Origin of the sequence: Pseudoalteromonas sp. S1610 (genome assembly GCF_005887465.1) — a bacterium.
Classification (GTDB): domain Bacteria; phylum Pseudomonadota; class Gammaproteobacteria; order Enterobacterales; family Alteromonadaceae; genus Pseudoalteromonas; species Pseudoalteromonas undina.
In genome coordinates this window covers 39,019-56,672 of record NZ_PNDI01000002.1, presented here as the reverse complement: position 1 = coordinate 56,672, position 17,654 = coordinate 39,019, and the positions used below count along the sequence as shown (strand labels likewise).

The following is a 17,654-nucleotide window of genomic DNA, read 5'->3' as shown; positions in this document are numbered from 1 at the left end:
TTTATTACAGCACCTAGAAATAGAGTAATATGAAAATTATTTATATAGTTGTTCTATTTAATACGATTGAATGTTCATGTTATTAATAAGATAAGTACTAAATCGTATTTAAGTTAAATTACTTGTATTCGCATGTTAATAGTTATCGCTTTTTAAGGCTATATTTAATTGTATGAATACTAAAAGAACCTTACCATTTAAGTTGTTTATTCCAGATAACACACTAAACTTAACTGTACATATAAAAATGCATTATCCTTATGAGAATATTTTTAGTCGCTACCTTATTTATTTCACTTTTTGCTTACGCAGATCCTGCGCCAGTAACTTACACAGTTAATGATAAAAATATCACTCTTCCTGGCGAAAAATACAAAAGCGGTTACGGTTATAATTTAGAGGCTGATACCGTCCTTCGTTTAGTCACTCTCAACTGGCCTCCCTACATAGACGATAACTTATGCAATAAAGGCTGGCTATACCAGCTCACAGTTAGCATGCTGGTAAAGCGTGGTTATGGCGTTCATATTGAATTTTATCCTTGGGCGCGTGCAGTTCGCGAAGCAGAGCTAGGCAAAGCCGATATATTATTTCCTGAGTACTATATTGACGACGATGTCATATCCGAAAATATTCTAACAAAAACACGAAATCAGTTATTGGCGCTATCAGAACCTATTCCAGGCGGCGATTTATCATTTGTTGCGCTAAAGGATCATACTATTGACTACGATGGCAGCATTAACTCTGTAAAAAACCGAGTGATGGGCGTCGTTCGTTCATACAAGAATAGTGCTAAACTCGATGAACTTATTGATCAAGGTGAAATAAAAACCATTGTGGCAAACAGTGAATATCAGCTTATTCACTTGCTATTAAACGGTCGTGTTGAGCTTATTGTTGCTGACTTAGAAGTACTTAAAGCCAGCGTTTATAAGTCACTTTTATCAAATAGAGATAAAAAAAGGATGCTAAATGCGCTCGTTGCATTAATGCCAAGCATTGAGTACAAAAATCTATATTATTCTGTAACTAAAAGTGCACCACAATGGCAATCTATTTTGGAAGATATAAATACTGAAATTGCGAATATGCATGCAAACAATGAGTTTGATAGCTTTATAAAAAATAAAAAACAACAGTGTTATAACCTTGGATAATTAACGATTTATTTTAAACTACATGATAACTATAAAGCTGATGCTCCCAAAGCCATCAGCTATTATATAATGTTTAAAAATCAAATGGCGCTCTTACCCAGCCTTCCATTAAAACACGCGCGCTGCGGCTCATACTGGCTTTGCTAACCTGCCATTGGCCATTTGTAACCACCGCCTCTGCTCCCACTTTTAATGTGCCCGAAGGGTGACCAAAGTTAACTTCATTAATAGCACCACCACCGGCGGCTAAATTAACTAATGTTCCTTCAACTGCCGCAGCAGTACCAATAGCGACAGCGGCAGTGCCCATCATTGCATGATGTAACTTACCCATTGACATAGCACGGACTAACAAATCGATATCACTTGCATTAACCTGCTTACCACTTGAGGATATATAATCATGTGGAGCAGCCACAAATGCCACTTTAGGTGTGTGTTGGCGTGCTTGTGCTTCATTAATATTATTAATTAAGCCCATTTTTACTGCCCCATGGGCACGAATGCTTTCAAGCATAGTTAACGCCGCATTATCGCTATTAATATCATCTTGCAGCTCTGTACCGGTGTAACCAATATCCGCTGCATTTACAAAAATAGTCGGAATACCTGCGTTGATCATGGTTGCTTTTAACGTGCCCACGCCTGGTACTTCTAAGTCATCTACCACATTGCCTGTTGGGAATAACGCGCCATCACCATCAGCAGGGTCAATAAATTCAAGCTTTACTTCAGCTGCAGGAAAGGTAACACCATCTAACTCAAAGTCACCGGTTTCTTGTACTTGAGCGTTGGTCATAGGTACATGCACTAAAATGCTTTTTTTAATGTTTGCCTGCCATACACGCACAATAGCAATGCCATTATCAGGAACTCTGCTTTTATCAACTAAACCATTGCTGATGGCAAACGCGCCTACAGCAGAGGTTAAATTACCGCAGTTACCGCTCCAATCTACAAACGCTTTATCAATCGCGACTTGACCAAATAAGTAATCAACATCGTGATCGGGTTGGGTGCTTTTACTCAAAATAACGGTTTTACTGGTGCTTGAGGTTGCGCCACCCATACCATCAGTTTGTTTACCATAAGGATCGGGACTACCAATAACGCGCAATAACAAGCTATCGCGCGCCTCACCTGCCACTTGGGCAGGCTCGGGTAAATCGGTTAAATTAAAAAACACGCCTTTACTGGTACCACCACGCATGTATGTCGCTGGCACTTTAATTTGTGGTTTAAACATAAATGTGCGTCCTTATGATGCTTGCGTAGCTTCTAAAAAGTCTTGCGCAAAGCGTTGTAACACACCGCCTGCAGCATAAATAGAAAGCTCTTCTTGCGTGTCTAATCGGCACTTCATTGGTACGTTTAATACCTCACCATTTTTACGTGTAATAACCAGTTCCACAGTTGCTCCTGGTGTTGGCTCACCCTTTACATCGTAGCTTTCGCTACCATCTAGGTTAAGTGTTTTACGCGTTGTGCCAGGCTTAAACTCAAGCGGCAAAACGCCCATACCAATTAAATTAGTACGATGAATACGTTCAAAGCCTTCAGCTGCAATAACCTGAACACCAGCAAGCCTTACGCCTTTTGCTGCCCAATCGCGAGACGAACCTTGACCATAGTCAGCACCGGCAACAATAATAAGCGGTTGCTTACGTTGCATGTAGGTTTCGATGGCTTCCCACATACGCGTGTTTTCACCTTCTGGCTCTATGCGCGCGTACGATCCTTGCTTCACTTCACCGTTTTCATCCAATACCATTTCGTTTAATAATTTAGGATTGGCAAACGTGGCGCGCTGCGCGGTTAAGTGATCGCCTCGGTGCGTTGCGTACGAGTTAAAATCTTCTTCTGGCACGTTCATTTTAGTTAAGTATTCACCTGCCGCGCTGCTTGCCATAATCGCATTAGAAGGTGATAAATGATCGGTGGTAATGTTATCGCCAAGTACAGCTAATGCACGCATACCACTCATACTGCGCTCACCTGCTAATGCCCCTTCCCAATAAGGAGGGCGACGAATATACGTACTTTCTGGGCGCCAATCGTATAATGGGTCGTTATCTTCGCCGTAATCAACGGTTAAGTTAAACATAGGCTCGTATACTTTTCTAAACTGCTCAGGCTTAACGCTTTGCTTGATCACTGCATCTATTTCTTCATCAGATGGCCATAAATCTTTTAAGGTTACATCGTTACCTTGCTGATCTTTACCGAGTATATCTTTTTCTATATCAAAACGAATGGTACCAGCAATAGCATAAGCAACCACAAGCGGTGGAGACGCTAAAAACGCTTGCTTTGCATACGGATGAATACGACCATCAAAGTTACGGTTACCCGAAAGCACCGCTGTTGCGTATAAATCGCGATCAATCACTTCTTGTTGAATTTTAGGGTCTAGTGCGCCACTCATACCGTTACAAGTGGTACAGGCAAAACCAACAATACCAAAACCAAGCTGTTCAAGCTCTGGTAATAAGTTTGCATCTTCAAGGTACGATTGCACTGCTTTAGAACCTGGTGCCAATGAGGTTTTAACCCAAGGTTTACGCATTAAACCTTTTGCATTGGCGTTACGCGCCAATAAACCTGCAGCAATTACATTGCGCGGGTTACTGGTATTAGTACAACTAGTAATAGCGGCAATAATACACGCGCCATCTGGCATTAAGCCCTCTTCGTTTTCAACAACGCCCGAAATACCTTCTTTAGCTAAATCGCTAGTTGATACACGACGATGAGGATTTGAAGGCCCTGCAATGTTGCGCCCTACACTTGATAAATCAAATTTAAGTACACGCTCGTAATGCGCTGTTTTTAAGCTATCGCTCCATAGCCCTGCTGTTTTAGCGTAATTTTCTACGAGTGCAATTTGCTCTTCATCACGGCCTGTTAAACGTAAGTAATCAATAGTTTTATCATCGATGTAAAACATAGCCGCGGTTGCGCCAAATTCTGGGGTCATGTTCGAAATGGTTGCTCTATCACCAAGGGTTAGTGCATCAGCACCTTCACCGTAAAACTCAAGGTAAGTCGATACCACACGTTGCTCGCGTAAAAATTCGGTAATAGCCAATACAATATCGGTTGCAGTAATGCCCGGTTGGCGTTTACCGGTAAGCTCTACGCCAACAATATCTGGCAAGCGAATGTACGATGCGCGCCCTAGCATTACGCTTTCTGCCTCAAGGCCGCCCACACCAACAGCAATAACACCTAATGCATCAACATGCGGTGTATGGCTGTCGGTACCTACTAAAGTGTCTGGGAACGCAATACCATCACGGTTTTGAATAACCGGCGACATTTTTTCAAGGTTAATTTGATGCATGATGCCATTGCCCGGCGGGATCACATCAATATTTTTAAACGCGGTTTTTGTCCAGTTTATAAAATGAAAACGATCATCGTTACGTCTATCTTCAATCGCGCGGTTTTTCTCAAATGCTTCAGGGTCAAAGCCTGCATGCTCTACCGCTAACGAGTGATCGACAATTAATTGTGTTGGCACAACCGGATTTACTTTTGCAGGATCGCCGCCTTTCGCAGCAATAGCGTCGCGCAGGCCAGCTAAATCAACTAGAGCGGTTTGCCCTAAAATATCGTGACATACAACGCGTGCCGGATACCATGGAAAATCTAAATCTTGTTTACGCTCAATAATTTGGCTAAGTGCATCGGTTAGCATATCGGGTTCACAGCGACGCACTAAGTTTTCGGCAAATACACGCGAACTGTAAGGCAGTGTGGCGTATGCGCCTGGTTTAATGGCATCTACCGCTGCTTGGGTATCGTAGTAATCTACATTTGAGCCTGGTAATGGCTTACGGTATTGGGTGTTATTAATAATGGTCATAATAAATTCGCTAATTTGGTGACGGGGTTAATCAAGACAGGCTTTAGATTTGAAGGTGTATTGTTTGCATAATTTACTAAAGCCGTAAAAGGTGAGTTGGTAACTCACCTTTGTATGGACTATATGTTTATCTTGATTCAATTGGCGTGTAGCTACGCGCATCTGGCCCTGTGTAATCGGCACTTGGGCGAATAATACGGTTATTTGCACGTTGCTCTTTTACGTGAGCTGTCCAACCGGTTACACGGCTCATTACGAAGATAGGCGTGAACAACTTAGTAGGAATACCCATAAAGTGGTACGCCGATGCATGGAAGAAATCGGCATTACAGAATAACTTCTTCTCACGCCACATAACTTCTTCGCAGCGAACAGACACTGGGTAAAGCACATCATCACCCACTTCTGCGGCTAATTTTTCAGACCACTTTTTAATAATAACATTACGTGGATCTGACTCGCGGTAAATAGCGTGGCCAAAGCCCATAATTTTATCTTTACGCTCAAGCATGCCCATTAGCGCGTCTTCAGCTTGATCAGCACTGCTAAAGCCTTCAATCATATCCATTGCCGCTTCATTAGCACCACCATGCAGTGGACCACGTAAGGTACCAATTGCACCAGTTACACAAGAATGGATATCTGAAAGCGTTGATGCACATACGCGACCGGTAAAGGTAGAAGCATTAAATTCATGCTCTGCGTACAAAATTAGTGATACATTCATCACTTGTGCAAATAATTCACTTGGCGCTTTATCGTGTAATAGCGTTAAAAAGTGTGCGCCTACTGAATCATCATCAGTTTGGGTTTCAATGCGAACACCGTCATGAGTAAAACGATACCAGTAACAAATAATACTTGGGAAAATTGCCACCATGCGGTCAATCGCATCGTTTGCTTCGCTAAAGTCATTTTCCATTTCAAGGTTACCTAGCATAGAACAACCAGTACGCATTACATCCATTGGGTGTGCGTCTTTAGGAATGTTCTCTAGCACTGTTTTTAGCGCCTCTGGTAAACCACGTAAGCTCTTAAGTTTAGCTTTGTACTCTGCCAGTTCGCTTGATGTTGGTAGCTCGCCGCGTGAAAGTAAAAACGACACTTCTTCAAACTGCGCTTTTTCAGCCAGTTCGCTAATGTCGTAACCACAGTAAGTTAAACCTGAGCCTGTTTGCCCTACTGTACATAATGCCGTTTGTCCTGCTACTTGGCCACGTAAGCCTGCGCCACCTAATGCTTTATCTACCATGATTTGTCTCCTGTTGAATTTTTTATTATTTGTCAGATTTTGCTGAAAAAAGGTTATCTAGCGTGTTTTCGTACGAGTGATAATCTAAAAAGTCGTAAAGCTCTGCACGCGTTTGCATGTTTTCAATTTGGCTTTGTTGTGAGCCTTCATTCAAAATAGCCGAGTACACATTAAGAGCCGCTTTATTCATAGCTCTAAATGCACTTAATGGATAAAGCACCATTTCTACACCCACATCGCTTAACTGCTCTTTGGTATAAATTGGGGTTTGGCCAAACTCAGTAATGTTGGCTAAAATCGGCACATTAATCGCTTTGCTAAATGCTTGGTAATCAGCAAGGTCATGAACGGCTTCTGCAAAAATGGCATCGGCCCCCGCCTCAACACAGGCTGCTGCACGGTCTATTGCTGCATTTAAGCCTTCTTTTTGAAATGCATCAGTACGCGCCATAATGTAAAAATCGCTATCGGTTTTAGCATCAACCGCGGCTTTAATACGATCTACCATTTCAGCTTGAGTAACTATTTCTTTATTAGGACGATGGCCACAACGCTTTTGCGCTACTTGGTCTTCAATATGAAAACCTGCAGCACCCGCTTTAGTCATTTCTTTAACGGTACGGGCAATATTAAACGCCCCGCCCCAACCTGTATCGGCATCAACTAATAATGGTAAATCGCTAGCGCCGGTAATACGGCGAATATCTTCAAGCACGTTATCAAGGCTAGTCATACCTAAATCTGGCATACCAAATGAGGCATTAGCCACACCTGCACCCGATAAGTAAATAGCCTGATGGCCCATTTTTTCAGCCATCATTGCGGTATACGCGTTAATAGTACCCACAACTTGTAACGGATGGTTATTTGCAATTGCCTGTTTAAACTTTAATCCTGCTGACATTACCTTCTCCTAACTTTGAACGGGGCTGCTCTTTGGCAGCTTAGTATTTTTTAATAATGTTACATCTGTACTAGTTTGCCATTTCATTTTGAGTGGCTTGTACTGATTGGTATCCATCAAATTTTGTTTGTATATTTGCTTGAGAAGCACTGATATGGCGCTTCATTAGCATTTCAGCGAGCTCACCATCATGATTTTCTATGGCGTTAATAATGGCTAAATGTTCGTCAAACGCTTTCGATACGCGTGGCCCAACCATACCCATTTGTACACGGTACATTCTTATTAACTGGTATAGGTCGTGGCATAACAAATGTATTAAATGAGCGTTTTTACTGCCTTTGATGATTCGATAATGAAAGTCTAAGTCGCCTGCTTCTTGATAGTACGACTCACCTTCTTTAACACGCTGAGTTTGCAAATGCTGATTAAGTAATTGTTTCAAGCTTTGTACTTCATCGGCTGCCATATTGTCGGCAGCTAATCTACATGCAAGTCCTTCAAGGGCACTGCGCACCTGATACACCTCAATTAAACGCTCTGCGGTTAATGCGACAACGCGACAACCTATATTGGCTTTGCGCTCAACTAAATAACAACTTTCTAAACGATTTAATGCCTCTCTGAGCGTTGCACGGCTTACACCATAACGCTTTGCCAGTTCTGGCTCTGATATTTTACTGCCTTGTGCAATACTGCCTTCTACTATCTCGCGACGCATATCTACAAACACTTTATCGGAAGCGGTTGTAACTGCGGTGTCGTTTAAAAAGTGCTGTGTCATAAGGTGTTTTTATATTGTCGACAATTTATGGGTTAACTATGTGCTTATTAGCTAACAGTGTCAACCCTAAAAGTGCTAAGGATGAGTAAAAAACCACCACATTGTCGACAGCGCTAGCCAAAAGTATAATAATCTTTAGTATTGAGTGCGATTTTAACAACAAGGTGTCGACACTTTCAAAGTGCTACTATTTCGACTTTAACACTGAAAATAATCGCTAAAAATGCTATTATCCGCCTTTAATTTTATTGTATGAGCCAAATCGTGGACGCTAACACTTATATCCCCAAGCAATTTATTGACGACGTAAAAACTTATCTGCCTGACCACCTTACGTTAGATGATTTTTTAAGTGCCTGTCGTCGACCTTTACGTAAGTCTGTTCGCGTTAATACATTAAAAATGAGTGTTGAAGAATTTAAACGCCATGCGGCTCAAAAAAATTGGCAACTCACTACTATTCCATGGTGCGATGAAGGTTTTTGGCTAGAGCGCCCAAATGATGAAGAGCAAAATTTAGCGCTGGGCAATACCGATTTACATTTAAGTGGCGCAATGTACGTACAAGAGGCAAGCTCAATGTTGCCGCCAATGGCACTAAAGCACAGCCTGCAAACTAGTAACACAGTACTCGATATGGCCTCTGCGCCAGGTTCTAAAACCTCACAACTAGCTGCACTAATGAACAATCAAGGTGTTTTGGTTGCAAATGAGCTGTCGTCATCGCGCTTAAAAGTACTCAGTGCCACGCTAAAGCGAATGGGGGTTGGTAATTGTGCGTTATCGCATTTTGATGGCGTGGTATTTGGTAATTACATGTTTGAATGCTTTGATAGTATATTGCTTGATGCGCCCTGTTCAGGTGAAGGCACAGTTCGTAAAGACAGCGATGCATTAAAAAATTGGTCTATCGAATCAAATGTTACTATTGCCCAAGTACAAAAAGATCTGATTAAAAGTGCATTTTACGCACTTAAACCTGGCGGTACATTGGTGTATTCAACCTGTACATTAACCCCTCTCGAAAACCAGCAAGTGTGTGATGCATTGCTAGAAGAATTTGGTGAGTACATTAAGCCAGAGCCTTTACATGATCTTTTCCCTGGCGCAGAAAAAGCCACTACAGACGAGGGTTACTTACATGTTTGGCCGCAAACCTTCGACAGCGAAGGCTTTTTTATTGCTAAATTTAAAAAACACAGCAGCTGCGAAAACCAAAATCTAAAAGTTAAAAAAGGCGCATTCCCTTTTAGTGACTTTGATAGTAAACAGCAAAGTGCGTTTATGAGCTCCCTCAAAAAGCAATTTGGTTTAACGAGTCTACCAGGCACATTAATGCAGCGTGACAAAGAGCTTTGGCTGTTCCCAGATGAGTTTGAAGCAATACAAAACAAAATTAAATATGCTCGATTAGGTATTCAGGTAGGCGTTATTCATAAAAACGGCGTGCGCCTCGCCCATGAATTTGCCACCGTATTTGGTAAACAATGTAAATGCAATGTACTGGAACTAACCAATCAACAGGCCAGTGATTACTTTAATGGCAAAGACATTCGTTTGGATGAGGTTGTTAAGGCAACTGGCGAAGTGATCCTGACCTTATGTGGTTGCCCTATTGGTTTAGGAAAGTGGCAAAAAAATAAGGTTAAAAACTCACTACCTAGAGATTTGGTGCAAAATACGCAGTTAATAAACTGGGAGTAAACCCTAACTTAAATGTAACAAAGGTGTGCATAACAAATGTAACCCACTGTAATTATTGCAGTATAAAAAACGAACAAAAATGTGTATTTTTGAAGCTTTTGACTATACTTAAATAACTTTCTTCTTCTCCCTAAGAATCTGAAAGTGTCTTTAGTTAGCGCAGGGCTCACATGTGAGCCCCTCTATAACCCAGAGTTCCTTATAGCTCTGGGTCTTTTTTTGTCTAGACAAAAGTTAACGGGCTTCGGGGATCGGGTTACGAGCTTAATCACTCAACCAGCCCTATATTACAATAAGAACTTAGTGATTTATTTACCAAAGAGGGTATGAGCACACAGAGAAAGTAATTAAAGACAAAGATTAAAGAACTGTTGTTAGTTATTAGATTTCCAAAATTGAAGCTTTTTCTCCGTATAGTGCGAAGCGCCTCGGTATTCTCTGTGGTTCAAAAAAAGGTTAAAGTTCCAAATTAAGGAGGTGCGAGGTTCAAGGCCCGTTGCTCGACGCCGATTACTCGAAGCTAGCAACCCGAAGCGCGTATTTTAACCACAGTATTTATTAAACAACCAACTGCCTCTAACCGCCTCATAATGAGAACCAAATTGAAGCGATAAACACACTATTGGCAAGCGATTCATTTGCTCAGCCATACTAAAAATGTTATTAAACTTATAGCCGTATTTAGAGGCTAACTTTAGCTCATTCACATAAAGGGCTTTGTAGGTGGGGGGTAGCTTATTCCAGTGCATTAACGCAATTTGAATAATACCTAAGTGAACATCTAACTTATATGGGCCAACTTTTTTAGCTTGCTGAATATAATTATATACCCGCTCGGTAGGCCCCTCTTGATAGCTGACAACTTGCGCCAAGCTTATCCAGGTTAGTGCCCAGGTTTGCCTTAACTCAACCGACTTTAACAGCGCTTGCTCAGCTTGTTGGTATGTTTGCTTTACTTTATCTGATTGCTCACTTGATGTGGTATCAATACCGGCTAAACCTAGCATTTTTATATGGGCTAAAAAGTGCCAATAATGAGGATGGTCAGGATCCATATTCGTAGCCAATGTAATCGCATTTTCTGCCGCTTGAAGCGATGAGCCAGACAAAGCACCATCCGACTCTTGCACAATATTAAGTGCATTAAAGTACCACGCATTTGCTCGCATACTTTGCATACTAGTATAAGCAATTACAAGCACTATTAGGGCTAAAATAACAGCAGGCACTACCTTGACCATGTTTAATTTAGTCATTAAATAAGTACTCGGTTAGCTGCAGCGGGTTAGTTACAAAAAGCGCTGTAGCCCGCTCCTCACCTAATAACTGCGCTACTGTTTTCCTAGCTTGACTTAAAATAGGCGGTCGGCGCTTTACTGAATGAGCGTCAGAGGCAACATAATTCACTAAACCATCTTGAAGCATTTGTAACGCTATAGTTTGTGCGCTTTCGCCCCACTCACCCTCAATGCTCGATGCCGTTAGCTGAAAATCACAGCCTAACTGCTTTAAGTGTTCAATATAATAAAGGTTTGACTGAATATCGCGGTTACGCTCAGGATGCGGAATAATAACGCGTATATTTTGTTTAGCGAGCCACTGAATAAACTTATCGTAACCTTGCGGCATGTGTGAATGCGGTAACTCTAATAGCAACACGTTTTTGTCTGCTATTTTACCAATAAAAGGCAGTTTATTAGCCATCACCATTGCCATAAGCTCTATGTCCAAACGTACTTCAGCAGCGGCAGCCAACTTTACATTAATACCTTCTTTAAGTGACTCTAGCTTTAAACTTTCTAAATCGTTTTGTATTTGAGCAGTCACATTGTTAAAGCGGCCCACATATATATGTGGCGTTGCCACCATATGAGTAATGCCATCGCTTTCGGCTAATTTTAAAAGCGCTAAAGATTCTGTTAAATCTTTAGCGCCATCATCAATACCCGGCAAAATATGCGTATGAATATCAATCATAAATTACTTAATTACACTTGTGGCTTTTCAGGTTGCTGTGAGTAATCGTAATAATCATAGTAACCATGGCTATGCTCATCTTTAGATTTACTCATATCTACCTTGTTTAGTACCACACCAGCAACGTGAGCTTTTACTTCAAATAAGCGCTCAAGGCCCGCTGTAATTGGTTTAATACGGGTAATGTCTGATTTAACAACATAAACAACCGAATCAACACTTTGTGCAATTACCAATGCATCACTTACTGCTTGCGTAGGCGGTGTATCAACAATAATATGATCGTACTGCGCTTTTAACTCACTAAGCAATTGTTCAAAGCGTGGGCTTGACAACAACTCAAGTGGATTAGATGGTATTTGCCCACTTGGCATAATTGTTACACCCGATTGCGTGTCAACATGAACACACTCAGCTAATTGCTCAGTACCAATCATTAAATTACTTAAACCTGGGTGAAATACCGGTATATCAAAACGTTTAGCTAACGTTGGTTTACGTAAATCGGCATCAATTAGTAGTACTTTGCCCATTTGTGCCAACGACATCGCTAAATTAGCAGAGGTGGTGGTTTTACCTTCCCCTGGGGAGGTAGAGGTAACCGCAATAACCTGATGCGCTCGGTCAAGATGAGTTAACAGTAAACTAGTGCGGAATGTACGAACCGACTCAGCAAAGCGGCGATAAGTATCTTCTAAATAAGCATGAATAGGAAAATAGCTCTTTTTAGGAACTGCAACATGCGGCAATAATCCTAACATGCGCTGTGCGAGTTTATTTTCTACATCATTTTTATTTTTAACTGTGTCGTTTAAGGCATCAAAAACAAAAGTCATTACCACCGCAAAACCAAAACTGGCAACAAAGGCTAAAATAACAATCAGCTTTTTATTAGGCTTACTTGGGTCTTTTGGTGCATAAGCCCGGTCTGTAAAGCGCGCAGCAGCTGAGCTAAAGTCACTGGTTACTTCAGTTTCTTTAGAACGAGATAAAAAGGTATTAAAAATATTACGGTTTGTTTCAACTTCACGTTTAAGCTGGTTATATTGGGTTTCTTTGCGGGTAATATCTTGATATTCAGCACGAATTTTAGCTAAATCTCGCTCAAGCGCATTTACAGTTCTCGTAGTTCTATTTAACTCTTTTTCTATACCGGTAATTAACCCTTTAATTTGCTTATTAAGGTTGGTTTTTACGGTTGCAAGCTCAGCCTTAGCTGAAATCATTTTAGGGTGTTTTGGTCCATAAACCTCACTAAGCTCACTTACCTTACGCTCAACCAAAACAACTTCGCGTTTAACATCTTGTACAACACGATGCGAGGTAATTTCAGGCATGCTTCCAAGTAACTCTATGTTATCGTTACCATATTCGTTAATAACACGGTTAATGCTTTCAAGGTTATTTTTAGTCGCACGAGCATCTACTAGCTGTTTTGAGGTTTGCTCTAGCTCTTGAGTTACTAGCCCTGCTATGCCCTCAATATCAACCAGCTTTTGTTCTTCTCGGTAAGCTTGTAAGCGCACTTCAGAGCTATCTAGTTGTATACGCAATTCAGATAAACGCGTGTTTAACCAGCTAGATGCCTGCTGGGTAATACCCATTTTAGCGCGCATTTGGCTTTCAATGTAAACTTCACCCACCGTATTTGCCACCAAAGCAGCTAACTTAGGGTCACTAGACTCAAAACTTACACGCACTAATTGCGTTTTCATTATAGGAGAGACACGCAGACGCGATTTGAATACAGCAAGCAAACCTAACATTTCTCGCTCTGCTTGCTCTTCTTCGCTAAGAGCTGAGCTTTCTTTTTTATTTAAAAAAGGTAACAGCTGCTTAACCATGCCTTTTAACTCACCTGTAAGTGAAGGTTTAGCAATAAAGTCGGTATGCTCTTTTAAGTTGAGTTTAGTAATAACCTCACGAGCAATACTGTTTGACTTAATCACTTCAAATTGAGTTAAGTAATATTCTTTTTTAGTAGAATCTAAGCCGTATATTTCGTCAAAACTCACCGCCTTGGTTTGCTCCGACTCAATTAATAAAGTGGCTGTAGCTACATATTTAGGCACTAAAGTTAACGCAACCATTATAGTTAGTAATGTAACTACAATAGCAAAACCTAAAATCTTCCATTTACTTTGCTTAATAACATTAAGATAAGCACCTAAATCAATAACTTCCTCGTTGTTGCTAGGCTTTTCAGATAGTGTATTCATTTTATTATTACTGCCTTAAACTGCTTAAAACAAGCGCTGTTCTATTTTTATGGTGTCACCCGCTGCAATTTGGCTGTTTAAACTACCTTTTTGTTGCTGCTGTTTGGTTTGCTCTTTAAAAATAAATATTTTATCAACCGAGGCGCGTTCAGTTAATCCACCGGCCAATGCTATTGCTTGATTTACCGTCATAGCAGGTTGATAAGGGTAAGCGCCTGGCTCTTTAACTTCACCATGAATATAAAAAGGTCGATACTCTATAACTTGCGCATACACATTAGGGTTAACTAAATAGTCCGGCTGCAGGCCTTCGCTTATTGTTTGCTCAACTTGCGAAACACTTAAACCCACAAGTTTAACCTTACCTAAAAATGGGTAGTTAATCTCACCGCTATTACCAAGCAGTGAGGTTACATCTAAGTCTGGTTGGCCAAATACTTTAATTTCTATTTTGTCACCCGCACCTAAAATGTAGTTTTGCGAATCGTTCGCAAAACTACCAAAGCTCAGCAATAAAATTAAGCCCGTTAAAATTTTAACCTTCATTCATTTCCCTTTAATGCAAATGTAAAGTTAAGGCCAACAATTACGCGGTCAAATTCAATATTAGTTTGGGTAGAATTGCGGTCAATAAAATCAACATAACCGGTTACCATACCAAAGTTACTGGCTAAGTAATTTAAACCAAGGCGCGCATTTTTAACTTTATCTTTACGGTTTAAGTTACCTGAATATTGTTGGTCAACATAATTAGCACTTACTACAGAGCTTAAATACTCGCTCCAATCATGCTGCCAAGTTGCACCATAAACACTTTCGCGAATGTAGTCGCCTTCTAGTAATGGGTCTTTAGCGGCACGGCTAGTAACCAACTGTAGTGATGAATAAGTAAGAGGTTTCCAAACTGCAGCAGCTTCCCAACTTAAACCACTAAAGTTATCGCGCAAGTTTGATTCAAAATCTTTATTTTGGTAACCCACTTTAAACGAGCCAGTAGTAACGGCTGTAGCTTCCCACTCCATACCTAATAATACTTTTACGTCGTCTGAATCGCGGGTAATACCGTTTGAATCAATTACATCGTATTGGTAGTTTTCTTGCTTTATTTCTAAAAAGGCACGCGTACCTGCTTGGGTGTTATAATAACCTGTAATACCCAACATCGGTTTATCGTAATCACGGTACTGCGATATGGCCGTAAAATTTTGGTAATTTTTGTTATAATAACCTGCCGTTAAAGCAACCTGAGCTTTAGAACTTTCTGCGCCATATTCATAACGGGCAGTTAGGTTTTGTTGCTGATAATTTACAAGCTCATCTAGTGCGCTGCCCTGACCTTCAGTTAATCCGCCACCACGTTGCTCGTACAACCAGTCGGCATCGCCAGTAACATCTAATCGGTGTTGGCTAGTAAACTCTTTATGTACGCCGGCACCCACATTAACTTGGGTAAAGTTATCGGTAGTGTCTTTATTATGAAACGACGTGCTTGATGCAATATCAAATTTATAACTGTCTGGGCCGTCTTCAATCAATGCATTTAAACTCGGCGCTATATTCCATATTAAACGTGACTGAGTGGCAGACGGCGTCATAAAAAAGTTGTCGTTGCTGCTCACACCTAGTTGTAGCGTAGGTGTAATCTCAGCGCCGTCTTTAGTCATTACACTGCCTGGTTGTAATTCTACTGCTAATGCAGGTGCTGATAAGCCTAACGCAACGAGTAAAGTGGTAATTGTATTAGTACGCATTTTCACTTTTAAATCCCTTAAAAATTGTCATAAAAATTATTTTTACATCAAACCATAAAGACCAATGTTTAATGTAATGTAAGTCGTATTCAACTCGCTTGGCCATTTTATCAAGTGTATCGGTTTCGCCGCGCCAGCCGTTTATTTGTGCCCAACCGGTAATACCCGGTTTGGTTTTATGCCTAAACATGTAAAATTCTACTTTTTTTCGGTACTCTTCATTATGGGCAACCGCATGGGGCCTTGGACCAACAATAGACATGTCACCTTTTAAAACATTTATAAACTGCGGCAGTTCGTCTAGGCTAGTTCGGCGTAAAAAGCCACCTAACGGAGTAATTCTGGCATCATTTTTAGTTGCCTGAGTCACCACGTCACTGTTTTCAGTCACCGTCATCGAGCGGAACTTCCACACTTTTATTTTTTGCCCATCTAAGCCATAGCGATCTTGCTTAAAAATAATAGGCCCTTTAGATGTCAACTTTATTGCGGCAGCAATAATCAATAATAATGGGGTGATTAAGGTAACAATAATAGCCGAAACAACTATATCTTCTGTCCGCTTTATAAATTCGTGAGTGCCAATACAAGGTGCTTCAAACACACTTAATGTATCTACATCACCAACATGCTCAATGCGAGCATGTATTAAATTTGAGAGTAAAAAGTCTGGCACTATGTGCACATCTACTGTGGTATCGCCCAACTGCAATAAAATGTCGGCTATACGTTTTTGCGCTTTCATAGGCAGCGCAATATAAAGTATGTCTATTTCGCCATTGCGAGCAGCATCTACCGCACTTTGTATACCGCCCTCAACACCCTGCTGTTCAAGTTGTTCAAATAAACGCTCAGGGCTTCTGTCGTCGTAAAAACCTTTAAAGTTAAACCCAAGCTCATCGTGTTTAACTATTTCAGCATGTAAATAAGCAGCAGACTCAGTAGCACCAATAATGGCCACATTGCGTTGCGATAGCCCTAATTTACGGCGGCTACGTTTATACCAATAAACCCCTAAGCGCCAAATGTACAAATAAGCCACACTTAGTAAAAACCAAATAACCACACCAACACGAGAAAGTGACTCGGTAAACTTAAATACAAAAGACACAACTAATAAAAACGCAAAAGCAATAAGCACACTACCCCATGCACACATTACCATTGTTCTAAATTTTCCTGCACGCCAAGAGCGATAGGTAGAAAACAGCTCAGCACTGTATAAATAGCTTAGGGCAACAGTTAATGCAGAGGCAGCATAAATAGGAGTGAGTTTAAAACTGTAGAGTAAGGCTGCGCACTGAAAAGCTAAAAATAACGCAAATATATCAAATAATCGGTAAAAATTGGCATCAGAGGAACCTGAAGGTTTAAAAGTCCTTGGAGATGTCATTTTGCTTAATTCCTTATAGCTAATTCAGTGTGAGTAGCACCTCACAAAATCCACGGGGATAATATAGTATTAGCCAATTTTGTTCAATTACTGATTCCGACAAAAGTACTAAAATTCATGTTTAAATCTTTTAGTAAACTCTTGCTTGTTATTAAGTATCAAAAAGAATACTCACATTTTATTTAAGTTTAATTAAATAACCCCTTAAACCAACTCCAAACCCCAAACGAATATCCATCAAAAATATCAATTCCCAATGCTGACTTAATCAAATATAAAACCAGCAAGGTAAATAAAATAGTAAACGTGACTACCAAACTTAAAATTATTGCTTGAGTAAACCTTGCTATTTTTTGCTCTTTTATGCTTAATTCGCGCCTGTTTCGCCCCGCTAAAAAAACATAGTAATAACGGTATTTAAAAAACTTAACTACGCCTCTGCAATCAACAGCATGATTACCCCACTGCCTAGCACCTATGGCTATTTTTAAATGCGCTAATTGTTCATCAGTAAACGTAGTTTGAATGTTCTTAGGCATTCGCTCGAGTAAACTTCTAATAGCTGGGTCTTGCTTTAAGTTCGACAAAAAAGCCTCAAATGCAACATGATTATTAATTGCCAATTATTTTAAACAACTATTT

Annotated in this window: 14 protein-coding genes; 2 read left to right on the top strand and 12 right to left on the bottom strand. The window is 40.5% G+C overall.

What is annotated here, in order from left to right:
- Positions 1-260: 260 nt before the first annotated feature.
- Positions 261-1,160: a substrate-binding periplasmic protein gene (locus CWB77_RS01335; protein ID WP_109874789.1), complete on the top strand. Its 900-nt coding sequence runs from the start codon at positions 261-263 to the stop codon at positions 1,158-1,160.
- 73 nt (positions 1,161-1,233) lie between these two features.
- Here the strand turns inward: CWB77_RS01335 and prpF are convergent, their stop codons facing one another.
- From prpF to CWB77_RS01310, 5 genes are all read right to left on the bottom strand, one after another.
- Positions 1,234-2,406 carry a 2-methylaconitate cis-trans isomerase PrpF gene (gene prpF, locus CWB77_RS01330; protein ID WP_138620958.1) on the bottom strand — a complete coding sequence of 391 codons (1,173 nt, stop codon included), beginning with the start codon at positions 2,404-2,406 and terminating at the stop codon, positions 1,234-1,236.
- A gap of 12 nt (positions 2,407-2,418) precedes the next feature.
- A complete protein-coding gene (acnD, locus tag CWB77_RS01325; RefSeq protein WP_138620956.1) occupies positions 2,419-5,028 on the bottom strand; it encodes a Fe/S-dependent 2-methylisocitrate dehydratase AcnD in 2,610 nt (869 codons plus the stop codon).
- A gap of 127 nt (positions 5,029-5,155) precedes the next feature.
- Positions 5,156-6,280: a bifunctional 2-methylcitrate synthase/citrate synthase gene (gene prpC, locus CWB77_RS01320; RefSeq protein ID WP_138620954.1), complete on the bottom strand. Its 1,125-nt coding sequence runs from the start codon at positions 6,278-6,280 to the stop codon at positions 5,156-5,158.
- Positions 6,281-6,305: 25 nt separating this feature from the next.
- Entirely contained in the window at positions 6,306-7,184 is an 879-nt protein-coding gene (gene prpB / locus CWB77_RS01315) for a methylisocitrate lyase (RefSeq protein WP_008109898.1), read from the bottom strand.
- Positions 7,185-7,254: 70 nt separating this feature from the next.
- Positions 7,255-7,968, bottom strand: coding sequence for a GntR family transcriptional regulator (locus tag CWB77_RS01310; RefSeq protein ID WP_010389679.1), 714 nt, complete (start codon positions 7,966-7,968; stop codon positions 7,255-7,257).
- Positions 7,969-8,232: 264 nt separating this feature from the next.
- Here CWB77_RS01310 and rsmF point away from each other — a divergent pair, with 264 nt between their 5' ends.
- Positions 8,233-9,672, top strand: coding sequence for a 16S rRNA (cytosine(1407)-C(5))-methyltransferase RsmF (gene rsmF / locus CWB77_RS01305; protein WP_138621161.1), 1,440 nt, complete (start codon positions 8,233-8,235; stop codon positions 9,670-9,672).
- Positions 9,673-10,214: 542 nt separating this feature from the next.
- Here the strand turns inward: rsmF and CWB77_RS01300 are convergent.
- The 7 genes from CWB77_RS01300 to CWB77_RS01270 all read right to left on the bottom strand — a co-directional run bounded on the left by CWB77_RS01300 (position 10,215) and on the right by CWB77_RS01270 (position 17,599).
- Positions 10,215-10,928, bottom strand: coding sequence for a VpsP family polysaccharide biosynthesis protein (locus tag CWB77_RS01300; RefSeq protein ID WP_138620952.1), 714 nt, complete (start codon positions 10,926-10,928; stop codon positions 10,215-10,217).
- A complete protein-coding gene (locus CWB77_RS01295) occupies positions 10,921-11,649 on the bottom strand; it encodes a tyrosine-protein phosphatase (RefSeq protein ID WP_138620950.1) in 729 nt (242 codons plus the stop codon). The genes CWB77_RS01300 and CWB77_RS01295 overlap by 8 nt, the downstream gene beginning before the upstream one ends.
- A gap of 11 nt (positions 11,650-11,660) precedes the next feature.
- On the bottom strand, positions 11,661-13,868 hold the full coding sequence (locus tag CWB77_RS01290) for a GumC family protein (protein WP_138620948.1): 2,208 nt from the start codon (positions 13,866-13,868) through the stop codon (positions 11,661-11,663).
- Between the two features lie 24 nt (positions 13,869-13,892).
- On the bottom strand, positions 13,893-14,414 hold the full coding sequence (locus tag CWB77_RS01285) for a polysaccharide biosynthesis/export family protein (protein WP_055011812.1): 522 nt from the start codon (positions 14,412-14,414) through the stop codon (positions 13,893-13,895).
- Positions 14,411-15,625, bottom strand: coding sequence for an outer membrane beta-barrel protein (locus CWB77_RS01280; RefSeq protein WP_055011811.1), 1,215 nt, complete (start codon positions 15,623-15,625; stop codon positions 14,411-14,413). Before CWB77_RS01280 ends, CWB77_RS01285 begins: the two co-directional genes overlap by 4 nt.
- A complete protein-coding gene (locus CWB77_RS01275) occupies positions 15,609-17,012 on the bottom strand; it encodes an undecaprenyl-phosphate glucose phosphotransferase (protein WP_055011810.1) in 1,404 nt (467 codons plus the stop codon). The genes CWB77_RS01280 and CWB77_RS01275 overlap by 17 nt, the downstream gene beginning before the upstream one ends.
- 188 nt (positions 17,013-17,200) lie before the next feature.
- Positions 17,201-17,599 carry a hypothetical protein gene (locus CWB77_RS01270; RefSeq protein ID WP_055011913.1) on the bottom strand — a complete coding sequence of 133 codons (399 nt, stop codon included), beginning with the start codon at positions 17,597-17,599 and terminating at the stop codon, positions 17,201-17,203.
- Between the last annotated feature and the right edge of the window lie 55 nt (positions 17,600-17,654).